The sequence below is a fragment of the Filimonas effusa genome (assembly GCF_004118675.1).
Classification (GTDB): domain Bacteria; phylum Bacteroidota; class Bacteroidia; order Chitinophagales; family Chitinophagaceae; genus Filimonas; species Filimonas effusa.
In genome coordinates, this window is the sequence record NZ_SDHZ01000005.1 from 278,064 (window position 1) to 293,079 (window position 15,016).

Consider the following 15,016-nt stretch of genomic DNA (forward strand, 5'->3'; position numbering starts at 1 on the left):
AAGTTTTACGTTTATAAAATATAGCAAGAGGTACAGTTCTTAACCGGGAAAGCTGCGGTTAGCATGTATTATTCCAATACCGCAGGTGAAAAACTTCCCGGGTTTTGAAAGAGTGGTTAAGGTTGAGTTGTTGTTTTAAGGTTTGAGGTTATCGTATACCTGCTGAAGCACCTGTTTCACGGTTTCGATGTCCTGCCGGTTCACTCCTACGAGGGCCTCGTCCATGGTTTGATTGGCGAGGCGGATAGTAGTGTCGTGCAGTTGCCTGGCTTCTTCGGTAAGGCATACCCTGTTCACGCGGCGGTCTTCTTTCGAGGAGATCCTTTTAACGAGCTGTTGTTTTTCCAGGTTATCGATCAGGCGTGTGATACTGGGTTTGTCACGAAAAGTACGGTTACATAATTCCTGCTGGCTCAATCCATCCTCCTTCCACAGGTGGTACAGAATGCTCCATTGTTCTACGGTAATGTCGAGTCCTGCCTGTCTGAAGTTCTTTTGCAGACGGCGTGCTACAGCAGTTGATGCCATACCTGTGATAACGCTGTAGAGTTCTCCTCTTTTGAAGTTTATAGCTGACATTAATTAGTTAGTTATGCAACCATTTCAAAGATGAAAAGTTTTTCTCATAAATCCAAGTTATTCTTTCTCTAAAATTCGGTAAGATTGTGATCGAAATGGATTTCTACATCACCTATCGACAATCAAACATTTTCTGCCGGAGATCCGGAGACGGACCTAAACTTCTTTTCTGCTTTCATGGCTATGGCGAGGATTCCGGTGTATTTGATGTACTGGAGAGCAAGCTTGGACGTGAGTATACGATCTATGCCTTTGATCTGCCGCTTCACGGTAAAACGAGATGGCAGGAAGGGATGGCGTGTTCTCCGGCCATGTGGCTGGAAATAGTAGAGCGTTGTATTCCCGATAATGCCAAGGTTACTTACCTGGGGTTTAGTATGGGAGGGCGTGTAGCGTTATCGCTGTTTCAACTGAAGCCTGAGGTTTGTGATAAGTTATTCCTGGTAGCGCCTGATGGTCTTACTATGAATACCTGGTATTGGCTGAGCACACAAACCCGTCTTGGTAACCGTCTTTTCAGGTATACCGCCAATAATCCCGGATGGATATTCCGTTTTATGCAGGCAGGCAAACGGTTGAGATTGCTGAACAAATCGGTTCATAAGGTAGCTCACCGTTATCTTTCGGATGATGAGCAGCGTACGAAGCTTTATGAGCGGTGGACCCTGATGCGCCGTTTCAAGCCACGCCTGGATATCATCAAAGAGCAGGTACAGGAACATGAGGTGAAGCTGGTGTTGTTATTTGGCCGTTACGACAAGATCATACTCAGCGCTCATGGACAGCAATTCATCCAGGGTATCGAGGAGTATGCACAGGTGCGGATCATACAGGCGGGTCACCAGTTGCTGAAAGAGAAGTATGTACCGATCATCACGGAGATGCTAACGTAGGGATGGCAGCTATGGGGTTGGGGCGTATCGAGTTGAAGGACGGTGGAGTTTGGGGACGGTGGAGTTTGATTGTGGGATGAAATGGAGGATGGGGGTAAGATGGATTGTGGGGAATATTAGTTTTCTTTGTTCTGATGAACTGGTCTTCAATTTTATGGGTAACGGCGGCTGTGCTGCTGGCTTTTTATTCGCTTCTTATTATTGCTTACCGTAAATGGTTTCTGGCGTTAAAGCCTTTTGTGCTTCCGGCGGGTGTTGTTCCGGCTACGCGTTTTTCCATTATCATACCGGCGAGGGATGAGCAGGACTTTATCGGCAAATGTGTAGAGGATATACTTACACAGGAATATCCTGCGGGTTTGTTTGAGGTGATCGTTATCGATGATCATTCTACCGATGCCACGCCTGCTATTATCAGGCAATTGCAGCAGCGTTATTCTAATCTGCAACTGGTGGAGCTGGCGAAAGAAATGAAGGGCCAGCAACTGAATTCCTATAAAAAGAAAGCTATTGAAACGGCCATCGGCAAGTGCCAGGGAGACTGGGTGATCACTACCGATGCAGATTGTACTATTGGCAGCCGGTGGCTGTTACATATAGAAGCTTATATTCAACAGGAGAAGCCGGTGTTTATAGCGGCTCCTGTTAGTTTCAGCGATACCGGCAGTTTTGTTTCGATATTCCAGTGTTTAGATTTTATGAGCATGCAGGGCATAACGGCTGCGGCGGTTTCGGCCGGATTTCACAGCATGTGCAATGGCGCCAACCTGGCCTATAGCCGCAACGCTTTCCTGGAGGTGGGAGGATTCAGCGGCATCGATACTATTGCCAGCGGTGATGATATGCTGCTCATGCATAAGATCAAAAAAGCCTTTCCCGGGAGGACTGGTTATCTTTTCAGCCAGGAGGCTATTGTATCTACTGCTCCTATGCCCGACTGGAAGGGTTTCATCAATCAGCGGATACGTTGGGCCAGCAAGGCTGATAAATACCAGGACAAGGGTATAACAGCGGTTCTTGCGCTGGTTTACCTGGTAAACCTGGTTATGCTGCTGCTTATTCCTGCCGGGTTTGCGGATGCAGGATTATGGTTGATCTGGCTGGGCCTTACTGTAGCCAAGACCCTTACAGAGCTTAGTTTTATGTATCCTGTAGCCAGCTTTTTCCGGCAGCGGCGCTTACTGTACTGGTTTGGTATTATGCAGCCGGTGCATATGCTTTATATTGTTATTGCAGGGTGGCTTGGCAAATTCGGTAAATATCAATGGAAGGGAAGAACAGTTAAGTAAGCATTATTGTATATCTTAACCGTTAATAGATCACATGTCAGCGCATCATCATACCAGTTTCTTTCAAAAGCTAAAAAGGAATAAGGCGGCTGTATCCGGCCTGACCGTTATAGTTATCAGCATATTGATAGCTGTATTTGCTTATGTGCTGGCGCCTGATCATTCTCCGTATGGAAACAGGATGATACCTGAGGTTGCCAATCAGCGGCCCGGGTTTAAGATAGCCGCCTTGCAGTTAAAACGAAGCGGGGCGCCGGAGTCGGGTGGTTCGTTCCTTAACCGTATGTTTAACGGGCGGGCATCCGACTATCAACCGATACCTATACACAGCTGGCAGGAGCAGGGTGATTCGATCGTTATACAGCGTTATATAGATGAAGGAGTGGCGGAGCGGCAGGCATACAACAGAAAAGACTGTGCGCCGGATGCGGTGATCATGCTTCATTTCCGTTTGGGCAGCGACCGGTTCGGGCGTGATATTGCCAGCCGTTTGATCATAGGCACGCGGGTAAGTTTGAGTGTAGGATTTATAGCGGTGGCGTTATCGCTCACCATTGGGATCATACTGGGAGCGCTGGCGGGTTATTTCCGTGGGCGTACCGATGATATTATCATGTGGCTGATAAACATTATCTGGAGCATTCCTACGCTGTTACTGGTATTTGCGATGACGCTGGTATTGGGTAAAGGATTCTGGCAGGTATTTATAGCGGTGGGGCTCACCATGTGGGTGAATGTGGCGCGGCTGGTACGGGGGCAGGTACTGGCCGTACGCGAGCTGGAATATGTAGAAGCGGCAAAGGCATTAGGGTTTTCGCACCTACGCATTATTGCAAGGCATATACTTCCGAACATTATGGGGCCGGTGCTGGTGATTTCGGCCAATAACTTTGCATCGGCTATTGTAATAGAGGCAGGGCTTAGCTTCCTGGGGGTGGGCGTGCAGCCGCCACAACCCAGCTGGGGGCTGATGATAAAAGAGAACTACAATTTTATCATTACGCATAATCCGATGCTGGCGCTGGCGCCGGGTATTGCGATTATGATACTGGTGCTGGCCTTTAACCTGTTGGGCAATGGATTGCGCGACGCTTTACAGGTGAAGGCAAAGTACTGATGTAATAGTACGCGGGGCTGGCATCGTTGACTTAGCCCTGCTGCAGGTATCATCCGAAGCCATATTGACTAGCTTATTACCAAGACATTACGGGCGAAACTTTCTTCGAGGGAGATGAGCGTTTCGGTACGTTCAATGCCTTTGATCTTCTGCAATTCGTCGTGCAGGATATAGCGCAGCTGCTGGATGTCTTTACATACCACTTCAGCAAACATGCTATAGTTACCAGTTGTATAATTCAGTCGTACTATTTCCGGGATCTTGCGGAGTTCTTTTGCTACTGTATCGTAAAGGGAGCTTTTTTCGAGGAAGATACCTATGAAGGCGATCACGTCGTAGCCGAGGAGTTTTAAATCCACGCTTAATTTAGTACCTTTAACGACACCTAACTCCTGTAGTTTCTTGATACGCACGTGTATAGTTCCCCCGGAAACAAACAATTTCTTTCCCAGGTCTGCGTAGGATATTTCAGCATTCTCCATCATTTCCTGGATGATCTGAAAGTCCAGTTTGTCTAAATTCAATTTCACCGCCATTTCGAATCTGAATTTTGAATAAATTTAAATACAAAAGCAAATATTTGAATAATATCTATAATTTCAAAATTATTGTTGAATTATTTGCAACAAATAAGCCATTATTCTTAATATTGTGTTGTCAAACAACGACAAACAAGTTCTTTGTTCAAGATAAGATTTAGAAATAGGTTTTCGGTGGAGGTTTTATTCTGCCGGCGATCCATTACGAATTCTTTTCATACTGTGGGGTGATGAAATTTTGGCAGACATGCCCTCTCGTCTCGGGGGTGAGGATAACAGGATAAACGTAGCATAGAGCCTTCCGCAAGGAAGACCGGGGTTGACCACCGGACTTTGTACTATAGCTAACTGCCTCGTGTAGGTTCGATCCCTACCCCTACAGCTGGTCAAACTGAGACAAGCCGCCTGCATTTTGTATATGGATGCAGGCGGTCTCTTTGGTCGCAAAATCAATTGCTTACTCATAAAAACTCTTTCATTTATATGAAGGAGTTTTTTTAGTTTATGGGGGTTTGTGCAAGAAAAGCCTAAAGTAAGGGATGCCGGTTTTTCACTGAAGCTCCTTTTTAATACTTTTGCGGTCATATATGAACAGGATCTACTTCTTCCAAATTCCGTCCGCAAAGGTTTATGCGGTTCAAATAAACCGTGAACTTACTGATACAGATATCTCCAAATTAAGCTGGCTGTTCGGAGGCGCTGAAATAAGCCCCGACCTGCTCCTGAAGGGCTATTTTATTGGTCCGAGGGCTGCCATGGTCACTCCCTGGAGCACCAATGCGGTGGAGATAACACAAAACATGGATATTCAAGGGATTATCCGTATCGAGGAATTTGAATTTGCCCAGGCAGGTGCTACGGGTTATGACCATATGCTGTTTCAGAAGTATGATCAGTTGGGGCAGGATCTGTTCACTATCAACATACAGCCGGAAAAAATACTGGAGATCAGCGACATCGCCGCTTATAACCAACAGGAAGGTTTATCGCTGAGTGAGGAAGAAGTGGCTTACCTGAACCAGCTTTCTGAAAAACTTGGCCGTAAGCTTACTGATTCTGAGGTGTTTGGTTTTTCGCAGGTGAATTCCGAGCATTGCCGTCATAAGATATTCAACGGAACTTTTATCGTGGATGGAGAAGAGCAGCCCAGTTCGCTGTTCAAGCTGATCCGTAAAACTTCGGAGCAAAATCCCAACGATATCGTTTCGGCTTACAAGGACAACGTTGCCTTCCTGAAAGGGCCTGTTGTTCAGCAGTTTGCACCTGAAAGGCCGGATGTTCCCTCCTATTATGAAACCAAGGATTTCGAGTCGGTTATTTCCCTCAAAGCTGAGACTCACAACTTTCCTACTACGGTAGAGCCTTTTAACGGCGCTGCTACCGGATCGGGTGGGGAGATCAGAGACAGGCTTGCGGGCGGACAAGGGTCGTTACCCCTTGCCGGAACCGCTATTTATATGACTGCACTTTCGCGCCTGGCGGAAGACAGGCCCTGGGAAAAAGGCACACAGGAAAGAAAATGGCTTTACCAGACGCCAATGGATATCCTGATCAAGGCATCCAATGGTGCTACTGACTTTGGCAATAAATTCGGGCAGCCGCTGATCACCGGTTCTGTTCTTACGTTTGAACATGAAGAAGACGGAAGAACCCTTGGTTATGATAAGGTGATCATGCTTGCGGGTGGTATTGGATATGGTAAGGCTGACCAGGCTAAAAAGAAAAGTCCTGCTCCGGGTGATAAGATCGTAGTGCTGGGTGGTGACAACTATCGTATTGGAATGGGTGGTGCGGCAGTATCTTCCGCTGATACGGGCGCTTTTGGATCGGGTATTGAATTGAATGCCGTTCAGCGCTCGAACCCGGAAATGCAGAAAAGGGCTGCCAATACAGTACGCGGTATGGTGGAGAGCGACAACAATACCATCGTTTCTATCCATGACCATGGTGCGGGCGGTCACCTGAACTGTCTTTCTGAGCTGGTAGAAGAAACCGGCGGCCATATTGAAATGGATAAACTGCCTGTAGGCGACCCTACGCTTTCTGCCAAGGAGATCATTGGCAACGAATCGCAGGAAAGGCTGGGGCTTGTGATAGGCCAGGAGAATATTGAGTTGTTACAGAAGATAGCGGACCGCGAACGCAGCCCGATGTATACTGTTGGTGAGGTAACGGGTGATCACCGGTTCACTTTTGAATCGGCCAGAACAGGAGAAAAGCCGATGGACCTTGAGATGAAGGATATGTTCGGCAGTTCGCCTAAGGTGGTGATCACTGATAAAACCGTGGCACGTACTTACCAACCTGTTACTTATAAAAAAGAAGCACTTCATAGCTACCTCGAGCAATTATTGCAGCTTGAAGCGGTAGCCTGTAAAGACTGGCTGACGAATAAAGTAGACCGTTGCGTAGGCGGCAGGGTGGCTAAACAACAGTGTGCCGGTCCGCTGCAACTGCCTTTAAATAACTGTGGTGTGATGGCGCTGGATTTCCAGGGGAAAGATGGCATCGCTACTTCTGTGGGTCATTCTCCGTTAACTGCGCTGATCAGCGAAGCAGCCGGCAGCCGTAATGCTATTGCCGAGTCGCTTACCAATATTGTATGGGCGCCATTGAAAGATGGTCTTGCGTCTGTTTCTCTTTCGGCAAACTGGATGTGGGCCTGTAAGAACGAGGGTGAAGATGCCCGCTTGTATAAGGCGGTAAAAGCCTGTTCTGATTTTGCCATTGCCTTGGGTATTAATATCCCTACGGGTAAGGATTCTCTTTCCATGAAGCAGAAATACTCCGATGGAGAGGTAATTGCACCGGGAACAGTGATTATATCAGCGGGAGGTCATTGTACGGATATTACCGGTGTTGTTGAGCCTGTATTACAGAAGAACGGTGGTAGTATCTATTATATCAACCTTTCGTTCGACGACTATAAACTTGGCGGGTCGTCCTTTGCGCAGATACTTAATAAGATTGGCGACCAGGCTCCGGATATCAGGGATGCGGCTTTATTCAAAAAGGCCTTCAATGCATTGCAGGAACTTATCAAAGGTGGAAAAATACAGGCAGGGCATGATATAGGCAGTGGTGGTTTGATCACGACATTATTGGAAATGTGTTTTGCCGACAGGAACCTGGGTGCCGAGATAGATCTTTCTGCGTTAGGTAACAGTGATATTATCACTATCCTGTTTGCAGAGAATGCAGGCGTGGTATTCCAGACTTCTTCTGAAGCTTCTGTAGAAGCGGCTTTAAGCGCTGCTGATGTTCCTTTCTTCAAAATAGGTAAAGCCAGTTCTGAAGCAATACTTTCGGTTAAACAAGGAGCAGACAGCTATAGTTTCAATATCGATGAACTGAGAGATACCTGGTTTAAAACTTCTTACCTGCTGGACAAAAAGCAAAGTGGTGAATTGAAAGCCAAAGAGCGTTTTGATAACTATAAAAATCATGTGCTCAACTACCGGTTTCCCCAGCATTTCGATGGTCTTAAACCCGTTATAGACGGCTCTAAGGCCCGTCCGAAGGCGGCTATTTTAAGGGAAAAAGGGAGCAACTCTGAGCGCGAGCTGGCGAATGCCATGTACCTGGCTGGTTTTGACGTAAAGGATGTACATATGACCGACCTGATCTCGGGCCGTGAGACGCTGGAAGACATCCAGTTCCTGGGAGCGGTTGGTGGTTTTTCGAACTCAGATGTGCTGGGCTCTGCGAAGGGCTGGGCGGGCGCTTTCCTATACAATGACAAAGCCCGTATTGCACTGGAGAATTTCTTTAAACGTGAAGACACCCTTTCGGTAGGGATCTGTAACGGATGTCAGTTGTTTATAGAGCTGGGGCTGATCAATACAGCCCATAATGAGAAGCCTAAAATGGTTCATAATGACAGTAAGAAGCATGAGAGCATTTTTACATCTTTAACTATACAGGAAAACAAATCGGTGATGCTATCGTCACTGGCGGGTTGTACGCTGGGTGTATGGGTATCGCATGGAGAGGGTAAATTTCAACTGCCTTATACTGCAGATCAATACCAGATTGTTGCGAAATATGGGTATGAGACCTATCCTGCCAATCCTAATGGTTCGGGATACAATACGGGTATGTTGTGTGATGATACCGGGCGTCACCTGGTGACCATGCCTCATATCGAGCGTTCCCTTTTTCAATGGCATTGGGCTCACTATCCCCAGGGAAGGAAGGACGAGGTATCGCCATGGATGGAGGCGTTTGTGAATGCGCGTAAGTGGCTGGAGCAGCAGGGATAACATTCTGAATGTATAAAATACTGAGGCTTCCGAAACTAAAATTCCGGGAGCCTTTTTTATGGGTTTATTATTCTAACCGGATATTGCGTCAAACTACGGTTTACCATGGAAAATGAAATTGAATATTATCCATGATTTTACTTTCTCACTCTATGCGAACTTCGCCATTAGCATGTGTATGCAGCTACCAGATAGCAGCTTTTGCAATGTGTGATTTCGATTTGTTTTAGTCCTCCCCCTATTTTCAACCATCAGAATAACACAATAATGACTAGCAAAGAAAAAAGAAGTTTTTCCATTTTTGCCGTTCCGATGATAATGATTTTATCTATGTCCTGGGGGAAAGGAGAAAATAGCCTGAAAATGCAAAGCATTTTTGTAGTGCTACTTGCCATCATAGCAGCTATTGTTTTTATAGTTAACTACAAAACGTTCAAGCAGAAACCTCTGTGGCATAAAGTATGGTTTTGGTTTATTGCATGCATGGGTTTGATTACCTTGTCATTTATTTTTTGGCCTTCACTAACCTATGTATTTGTAAAATAGGTTTTTCGTAAACGCTGCTTACTACTTTTTCAGTTCATCAAGGGAGTAAAAACTATCTCTCCAGTAAATGCCTTTATATTTTGTATTCAGCCAAGCTGAGCGAGCGACGATATAGGCTATGATGAATCCGGCATAAGGGATAGCCAAAGCATACCACCAACGTGCCTTTAAGCCGGGATGAAAAGTAAACGCCATCCACTGGGCGCCAAGAATAGCAGCCGCCATTATCATATAATACCACTGACCGGATAACAGTAAAACGGGGACGGGTAGTACCATTACCAACAATACGGCCAGTGCATTGAGCATAGCCCAGGGCAGATTATAATTAAATGCAGAGAACATATTCTTCATAAGCCCGTCGATAAATTGCTTTACACTGGTGTACCATTCCAGGCTCAGCATTTCCTCTCCGTATAAAACATCCTGTTTGTAGCCACCGTGCTTTACCTGCTCTGCCAATTTTAAATCATCATCGGGGCGTAACCTGATCCGTTCATGTGTCCCTGTGCTTATGTAGGCGCTTCTGCGTAATAAACTGAATGCTCCGATCCCAATAGATGCTTTCGACTGCTTATCTCTTGCCTTCCAGGGGCGCAGTTTTGTTTCGAGGATCATACGGAAACTTGCATTAATGGCTTTGAATAGTCCGGAACGTGATGTGATTTCGGGCAATACAGCGACATTGTCGATTCCCCTGGTGAGGACGAAATTCATCGCTCTACTTAGCGTTTCGGGATGATAGATAACATCTGCATCTGTAAATAGAATCCAGTCTGCCTGAGACCTGCCGGCTCCTGTATACAAGGCATGATTTTTTCCTAACCATCCTGCAGGAAGTGTGGTGATGGTATGAACGGTAATACGCGGATCATGGGCAGCAAACTGTGTAAGGATGTTGCCGGTATTATCGGTAGAGCGGTCGTTCACTATTAAGATACGGTAATTGGGATAACTAAGCCTGCAAAGGCTTTGAAGTGCATTTGCCAGGTCGGCTTCTTCATTTCTGACGGCAATAATGATATCAACAGAAGGAGCCCGCCGAGGTTCGACAGGAAGGATTTGTTTAATGGATTGTATTGTGCGTGCATTTATAAGCAGATAGAGGCTTACAATTATCCAGGAAAGGGTAATGATACATGCAATAATCAAGAAAATCATAGTAAAACAAGTTATGATTAAAAACGGCTATATCAATGAAAAGAAGTTCGTTTCCTTTTAACAATTTCTACATTTTATAAAGAATATCGCAATGTATCTTTGCATCATGAAACGCACAGCAGCATTCATATTGACCCTTGTTTACCTGGCTTTCGCTTTTGGAGGTCTGGTACATGAGCCTACGGCAATGGCTGCTGTTTATTCACAGGAAACAGATGATGCGGGTAAACCCGATGCAAAGGCAGAAGAAAAGTCTTTTGAAAATGCATCGATCACTTTTAAGAAAGGGCACAAACACCTGGCGCCCGTTTCAAAAGTAAAGCTACCAAGGCCTGCGTTACCGCTTACCAGTTACACTTCCTTTATCTCCGAATATCATAGTAATGCCAACGTGCATCCTCTTCGCACGGGCACTCCTTTATGGTCCTCAGCCACGCTTTACCTGAGGAACTGTACATTCCTGATATAACAAATAAGTCTTACTGATCTTATCATTCCTGTGTTTTGCAGGTGATGATAAGTTATTACCAGCTATAGTGATGGCTATACGTTATGCTATAGACCGTTGGAAACGTTTATTACCTTATGACTATACTTAAATTGATTTAAGATGAAGAAGTACTTATTAATCCTCTGCGGAGCATTCTTTTTACACATATCTCAGTCATCCGCGCAGGAAAACAAGCCTACAAGAGAAGTTAAGAAAGGATATTATGCTATTGGCAATAATGCCAGCAAATTAGCGCGTCCTTTAACCATTAACCTGGTAAAGACAGGAACAACAACCCCACAAAAAGGATATTATACCATAGGTAACAACCAGAATAAGTTAGAAACTACGCCCGAGGTTGTTACACCACAAACGCCTGTTATACAGAAAGGTTATTATAAGATCGGGAACAACGCTGATAAGTTGAGACGATAACAGGACATTAAAGACGGTCGCAGGCAGCGGCTGCACCGAGGCGCTTCCCTGATAAGAAGCGCCTCATTTTTTTGCCGGTTTCATTTTATTATTTTACCAGTTTGTCGACCACTTTATTCAGCGTAAGTCCCTGAACAACTATCGAGAAGATGACAATGATGTAGCTGGCGGACAGGATGAGCTCTTTATAGTCGGAAGGAGGTAATGAAAGCGCCAGAGCAACAGAAATGCCGCCGCGCAAACCAGCCCAGACCAATATGGTAATGCTTTTAACCGATGTTTTGAGGGAACGTTTCAACAAGAAGGCCGGTACAGCTATACTTACACCACGGGCAACGAGTACAAATACTACGGACAGCATCCCTATAAACCAGTAGTTCTTTATAAACGGCAGCACCACTATCTGTAAGCCTATCATTACGAAAAGGATGGTGTTCAGTATTTCATCTATCAATTCCCAGAACTGGTGCAGGTAGTTTTGTAATCCTTCAGCCGTTTTAGCTCCCAATGACGTATTGCCTAATATCAGGCCTGCTGCAACGGCCGCCAGGGGGATTGATACGTGCAGTACGCCACCGATAACAGAAATAACCATTACCATCGAGATAGAGACCAGGATAATGGTTTGAAAGTCCTGGATCTTTTTGGTAAGAGCATAGGTTATAAGCGCGACCACAGCACCAAGTGCTATACCGCCAAATACTTCTACGGCAAACAATTCAAGTGCGTGGGTAATAGAAAAAATCTGTTCCTGCTGCGCCACTTCACCGATAGTGATAAAGAGGATCAGTCCTACGCCATCGTTGAGCAGCGATTCGCCTGCGATAATAGTTTCAAGGGAAGGCGGGATCTTTGATTTTTTCAGCACAGATAATACGGCAACGGGGTCGGTTGGCGAGATAAGTGCGCCAAAAAGGAAGCAGTAAACGAGGGGGAGATCAATGCCGAGCCAGGTTGTAATAACATCGAGCAGGAGGCCGAATATTAATGTAGAACCTATAACGCCTATAGTGCTTAAAACCAATACGGGTTTACGCTGTTCCTTGAGTTTCCGGTAATCGAAGTGAAAAGCGCTGGCAAAGAGCAGGAAACCCAGCATGATATCGAGCAATGTTTTACTGAAGTCGATATTACTGGTTACATCCTTTATAAATACACCGAAACCGGCCATTGCCTTACCGGAGACAAGTATAGATACAGAAAGTAAGATGGAAACCACCATTACTCCAATAGCACCGGGCAGCTTAATAAAACGGGTATTCAGATAAGAGATCAGAGCGCTGATAGTGATAAGGGCAGTAATGAGCGTAAATGTATCCATCCAGTCTTAAATTTTGTGAAATGGCGAATTTACGAAATATGTATCAGAGACCGACCGTCATGCTTAATCCGTTGGCTCCGCCTGGGGCGAAATAGGGTGAAAATGCGAGCTTTTTATGTTTTTTATTGATCTTATGCAGTTCCGGCACGAGGATACCGGAAGCTGCGCCGGAGATGAATCCCAGCAAAACATCGGACCTGAAATGCCTGCCCGATTCCATACGGTAATATCCTACGAGGGCAGGTGGAACTGATGCCGCCGCGTAAAGGAGTACCCTGTTCCACCCTTTTATCTGGTGATAGTCGGTGTATACTTTTACAAGGAAGAAAGTAGAGGTTGTAGCAAAGCCTACGTGCCCGCTGAAGAAGGAGTTGCTTTTATTGTCTCCTACCCTTTCTTCCATGGGGACGTCTTTATTATACAGGAAAGGTCTTGGCCTTCGTACAGAAAAGGCTCCTGCAAAATAAAGCGCGTTATCGACTGTATGTGATGCCAGGTACATTGTGATAAGGTCGAGCCAGTCTTTTCTTATTTTCTTATCGAACGCCAGTACAATGGGCAATGCGATAGAAGCATTCAAAAAGAGGTCGGAATTCTTTTGTGCGCCTGCATATTTTGCTGGGTCATGAAAGATAACGGGTCTGTCGAAGCCGTTTACATCATTGGGGTTCAGCTTCAGGATATCCGCTTCGGTCATGCTTGACACGCTTTCGAGTTTACGGAATCCTTTACTTGAAAACAGGATGGCTGCTCCCGAGGCCGGCAATTCCCAAAGCAGGTTTACCTTATAGATCTTTTCAGGTCTGACAGAATCGACCTGCCCGAAGGACAATACATTCAATGATAACAGCAGCAGGGCAATAATCACTTTTCTCATAATGAAATTTTCAAGCCGAAAATAAGTCAAACTTTCGAGGTGCCATATTATGCAGTGGGATGGTTCCCGCAAAATGGGATGGCTCCCAGCTAAAAAAGCAGGCTGTGGGCTCCGGGCGGCGTTTTGTTTTTGTTAACATTTGTCTTCTAACAATTGCCCATTATGAAACTAAATTTACTCGCATTCTTCTTCCTTTTTTTTACGATGCGCGCCTTAGCCGACCCGTTCACACCAGGTAACATTGTGGTTGTACGCATAGGGAATGGCATCACCAGTTTAAGCAGCGCTGCACAAATTGTTTTTCTCGATGAGTACACTCCCTGCGGGTCGCTGGTGCAAAGTATTCAACTGCCTGTTGCGGTTTCAGGGGCCAATAAGAGACTAACGCTTCCTATGTACGATGTAACGGAAGGTTATCTTACGTTATCACGAGACGGTCAGCACCTGGTTCTGGCCGGATATGATGCTGCACCCGGAACGGCATCGGTATCCACCAGTACCAGTGCAAGCATTAACCGTGTTATAGGTTTGGTTGGTATGGATGGATCGGTTAATACCAGCACGGCTCCTGGCGATGCCTTTTCCGGTACAGTGATACGTTCGGCAGCAGCAGACAGCAACAGGATATGGATGGCAGGCGGCAGCCAGGGAATACGGTATACCACTGCCGGCAGTACCAGTTCAACACTTATTGCAAGTACTACCGGGCGCTATATTTCCATTGCCGACTCCGGGCTTTATCTATCGTCTACAGCAGGCAGTATCCGTATGGCAAGAATAGGCAGTGGGTTACCTGTTACCGGATCACAACCGGTAACTGCCTTACCGGGCTTTCCTGTTACCGGAAGTCCTTACCAGTTTTTTCTTGCTGATATGGACGCCGCTGTTCCGGGTGTTGATGTACTATATGTAGCAGAGGACGGCGCCAAGGTAATATCGAAGTATTCCCTTGTTGCGGGTTCGTGGGTAGCCAATGGTTCCCTCGGTGTTACTACAGATATTTACAGGGGTATTACCGGCAAGGTCGCCGGCGGCAATGTGATCTTATATGCTGTTCGCCGCAACAGTAATACTACCAAGGGGGGCAGCCAGATTGTAACACTTACTGACAGCACCGGATATAACAATAACATCAATGGCAGCTTTGAGCTGGTAGCTACAGCCGACAGTAATACTATTTTCAGGGGCATTGTATTATTACCTGAAGCGCCTGCCGCAAGAAAAGCTGCCGTTAAAGCAGACACCAGTTTATCGCTTTCACTAAGCCCTAATCCTGTGAGCGACCAGCTACGCATCAGGTATCACAGTGAGGGTGCAGCCAAACCTGCTTTTTTCATTTATAGTTCAACAGGACAGCTTGTAAAAACCATTGGCTCTTGTAATACCAGCAGCGGCCAGCTTTTGGTGAGTGTAAAAGGGTGGACCAAAGGGGTCTACTATGTAAACATGACTAACGGGCGCCGTAAGGTCACCCGTAAACTATTGGTACAATAAGCCGCAACCATTA

Annotated in this window: 13 protein-coding genes; 8 read left to right on the plus strand and 5 right to left on the minus strand. The window is 45.9% G+C overall.

From position 1 onward, the window contains the following. Positions 1-135: 135 nt before the first annotated feature. On the minus strand, positions 136-579 hold the full coding sequence (locus tag ESB13_RS22650; RefSeq protein WP_129006161.1) for a MarR family winged helix-turn-helix transcriptional regulator: 444 nt from the start codon (positions 577-579) through the stop codon (positions 136-138). Between the two features lie 95 nt (positions 580-674). Between ESB13_RS22650 and ESB13_RS22655 the strand changes: the two genes are divergently transcribed. The 3 genes from ESB13_RS22655 to ESB13_RS22665 all read left to right on the plus strand — a co-directional run bounded on the left by ESB13_RS22655 (position 675) and on the right by ESB13_RS22665 (position 3,878). Then, complete coding sequence (locus tag ESB13_RS22655; RefSeq protein ID WP_246022665.1) at positions 675-1,472, plus strand: alpha/beta fold hydrolase; 798 nt, start codon at positions 675-677, stop codon at positions 1,470-1,472. 134 nt (positions 1,473-1,606) lie between these two features. Then, positions 1,607-2,761: a glycosyltransferase gene (locus ESB13_RS22660; RefSeq protein WP_129006165.1), complete on the plus strand. Its 1,155-nt coding sequence runs from the start codon at positions 1,607-1,609 to the stop codon at positions 2,759-2,761. 34 nt (positions 2,762-2,795) lie between these two features. After that, the gene (locus ESB13_RS22665; protein WP_129006167.1) at positions 2,796-3,878 is read left to right on the plus strand and encodes an ABC transporter permease; all 1,083 of its coding nucleotides are present in this window, start codon (positions 2,796-2,798) and stop codon (positions 3,876-3,878) included. A gap of 68 nt (positions 3,879-3,946) precedes the next feature. On the opposite strand, the gene ESB13_RS22670 is transcribed toward ESB13_RS22665, so the two are convergent. Then, a complete protein-coding gene (locus ESB13_RS22670; RefSeq protein ID WP_129006169.1) occupies positions 3,947-4,414 on the minus strand; it encodes an Lrp/AsnC ligand binding domain-containing protein in 468 nt (155 codons plus the stop codon). 590 nt (positions 4,415-5,004) lie between these two features. Between ESB13_RS22670 and purL the strand changes: the two genes are divergently transcribed. After that, a complete protein-coding gene (gene purL, locus ESB13_RS22675; protein WP_129006171.1) occupies positions 5,005-8,679 on the plus strand; it encodes a phosphoribosylformylglycinamidine synthase in 3,675 nt (1,224 codons plus the stop codon). Positions 8,680-8,946: 267 nt separating this feature from the next. After that, entirely contained in the window at positions 8,947-9,225 is a 279-nt protein-coding gene (locus ESB13_RS22680) for a hypothetical protein (RefSeq protein WP_129006173.1), read from the plus strand. Positions 9,226-9,246: 21 nt separating this feature from the next. Here ESB13_RS22680 and ESB13_RS22685 read toward each other — a convergent pair whose 3' ends face one another. Next, a complete protein-coding gene (locus ESB13_RS22685) occupies positions 9,247-10,386 on the minus strand; it encodes a glycosyltransferase (RefSeq protein WP_129006175.1) in 1,140 nt (379 codons plus the stop codon). A 106-nt stretch (positions 10,387-10,492) separates the two neighbouring features. On the opposite strand from ESB13_RS22685, the gene ESB13_RS22690 reads away from it, so the two are divergent. Together ESB13_RS22690 and ESB13_RS22695 are read left to right on the plus strand one after the other, a co-directional pair. Then, positions 10,493-10,855, plus strand: a complete 363-nt coding sequence (locus tag ESB13_RS22690) for a hypothetical protein (protein WP_129006176.1) — start codon at positions 10,493-10,495, stop codon at positions 10,853-10,855. A gap of 141 nt (positions 10,856-10,996) precedes the next feature. Further along, a complete protein-coding gene (locus tag ESB13_RS22695) occupies positions 10,997-11,311 on the plus strand; it encodes a hypothetical protein (protein WP_129006178.1) in 315 nt (104 codons plus the stop codon). Between the two features lie 88 nt (positions 11,312-11,399). Here the strand turns inward: ESB13_RS22695 and ESB13_RS22700 are convergent, their stop codons facing one another. Together ESB13_RS22700 and ESB13_RS22705 are read right to left on the minus strand one after the other, a co-directional pair. Then, positions 11,400-12,632: a cation:proton antiporter gene (locus ESB13_RS22700; protein ID WP_129006180.1), complete on the minus strand. Its 1,233-nt coding sequence runs from the start codon at positions 12,630-12,632 to the stop codon at positions 11,400-11,402. Between the two features lie 43 nt (positions 12,633-12,675). Then, positions 12,676-13,509 (minus strand): phosphatase PAP2 family protein, encoded by an 834-nt coding sequence (locus tag ESB13_RS22705; RefSeq protein ID WP_129006182.1) that lies wholly within the window; start codon positions 13,507-13,509, stop codon positions 12,676-12,678. 162 nt (positions 13,510-13,671) lie between these two features. On the opposite strand from ESB13_RS22705, the gene ESB13_RS22710 reads away from it, so the two are divergent. Continuing rightward, the gene (locus tag ESB13_RS22710) at positions 13,672-15,003 is read left to right on the plus strand and encodes a T9SS type A sorting domain-containing protein (protein WP_129006184.1); all 1,332 of its coding nucleotides are present in this window, start codon (positions 13,672-13,674) and stop codon (positions 15,001-15,003) included. The last annotated feature ends 13 nt before the right edge of the window (positions 15,004-15,016 follow it).

Coding starts and splice junctions, on each gene's coding strand:
- ESB13_RS22650 (WP_129006161.1), bottom strand. CDS start 579: ATGTCAGCTATAAACTTCAAAAGAGGAGAACTCTACAGCGTTATCACA.
- ESB13_RS22655 (WP_246022665.1), top strand. CDS start 675: ATGGATTTCTACATCACCTATCGACAATCAAACATTTTCTGCCGGAGA.
- ESB13_RS22660 (WP_129006165.1), top strand. CDS start 1,607: ATGAACTGGTCTTCAATTTTATGGGTAACGGCGGCTGTGCTGCTGGCT.
- ESB13_RS22665 (WP_129006167.1), top strand. CDS start 2,796: ATGTCAGCGCATCATCATACCAGTTTCTTTCAAAAGCTAAAAAGGAAT.
- ESB13_RS22670 (WP_129006169.1), bottom strand. CDS start 4,414: ATGGCGGTGAAATTGAATTTAGACAAACTGGACTTTCAGATCATCCAG.
- purL (WP_129006171.1), top strand. CDS start 5,005: ATGAACAGGATCTACTTCTTCCAAATTCCGTCCGCAAAGGTTTATGCG.
- ESB13_RS22680 (WP_129006173.1), top strand. CDS start 8,947: ATGACTAGCAAAGAAAAAAGAAGTTTTTCCATTTTTGCCGTTCCGATG.
- ESB13_RS22685 (WP_129006175.1), bottom strand. CDS start 10,386: ATGATTTTCTTGATTATTGCATGTATCATTACCCTTTCCTGGATAATT.
- ESB13_RS22690 (WP_129006176.1), top strand. CDS start 10,493: ATGAAACGCACAGCAGCATTCATATTGACCCTTGTTTACCTGGCTTTC.
- ESB13_RS22695 (WP_129006178.1), top strand. CDS start 10,997: ATGAAGAAGTACTTATTAATCCTCTGCGGAGCATTCTTTTTACACATA.
- ESB13_RS22700 (WP_129006180.1), bottom strand. CDS start 12,632: ATGGATACATTTACGCTCATTACTGCCCTTATCACTATCAGCGCTCTG.
- ESB13_RS22705 (WP_129006182.1), bottom strand. CDS start 13,509: ATGAGAAAAGTGATTATTGCCCTGCTGCTGTTATCATTGAATGTATTG.
- ESB13_RS22710 (WP_129006184.1), top strand. CDS start 13,672: ATGAAACTAAATTTACTCGCATTCTTCTTCCTTTTTTTTACGATGCGC.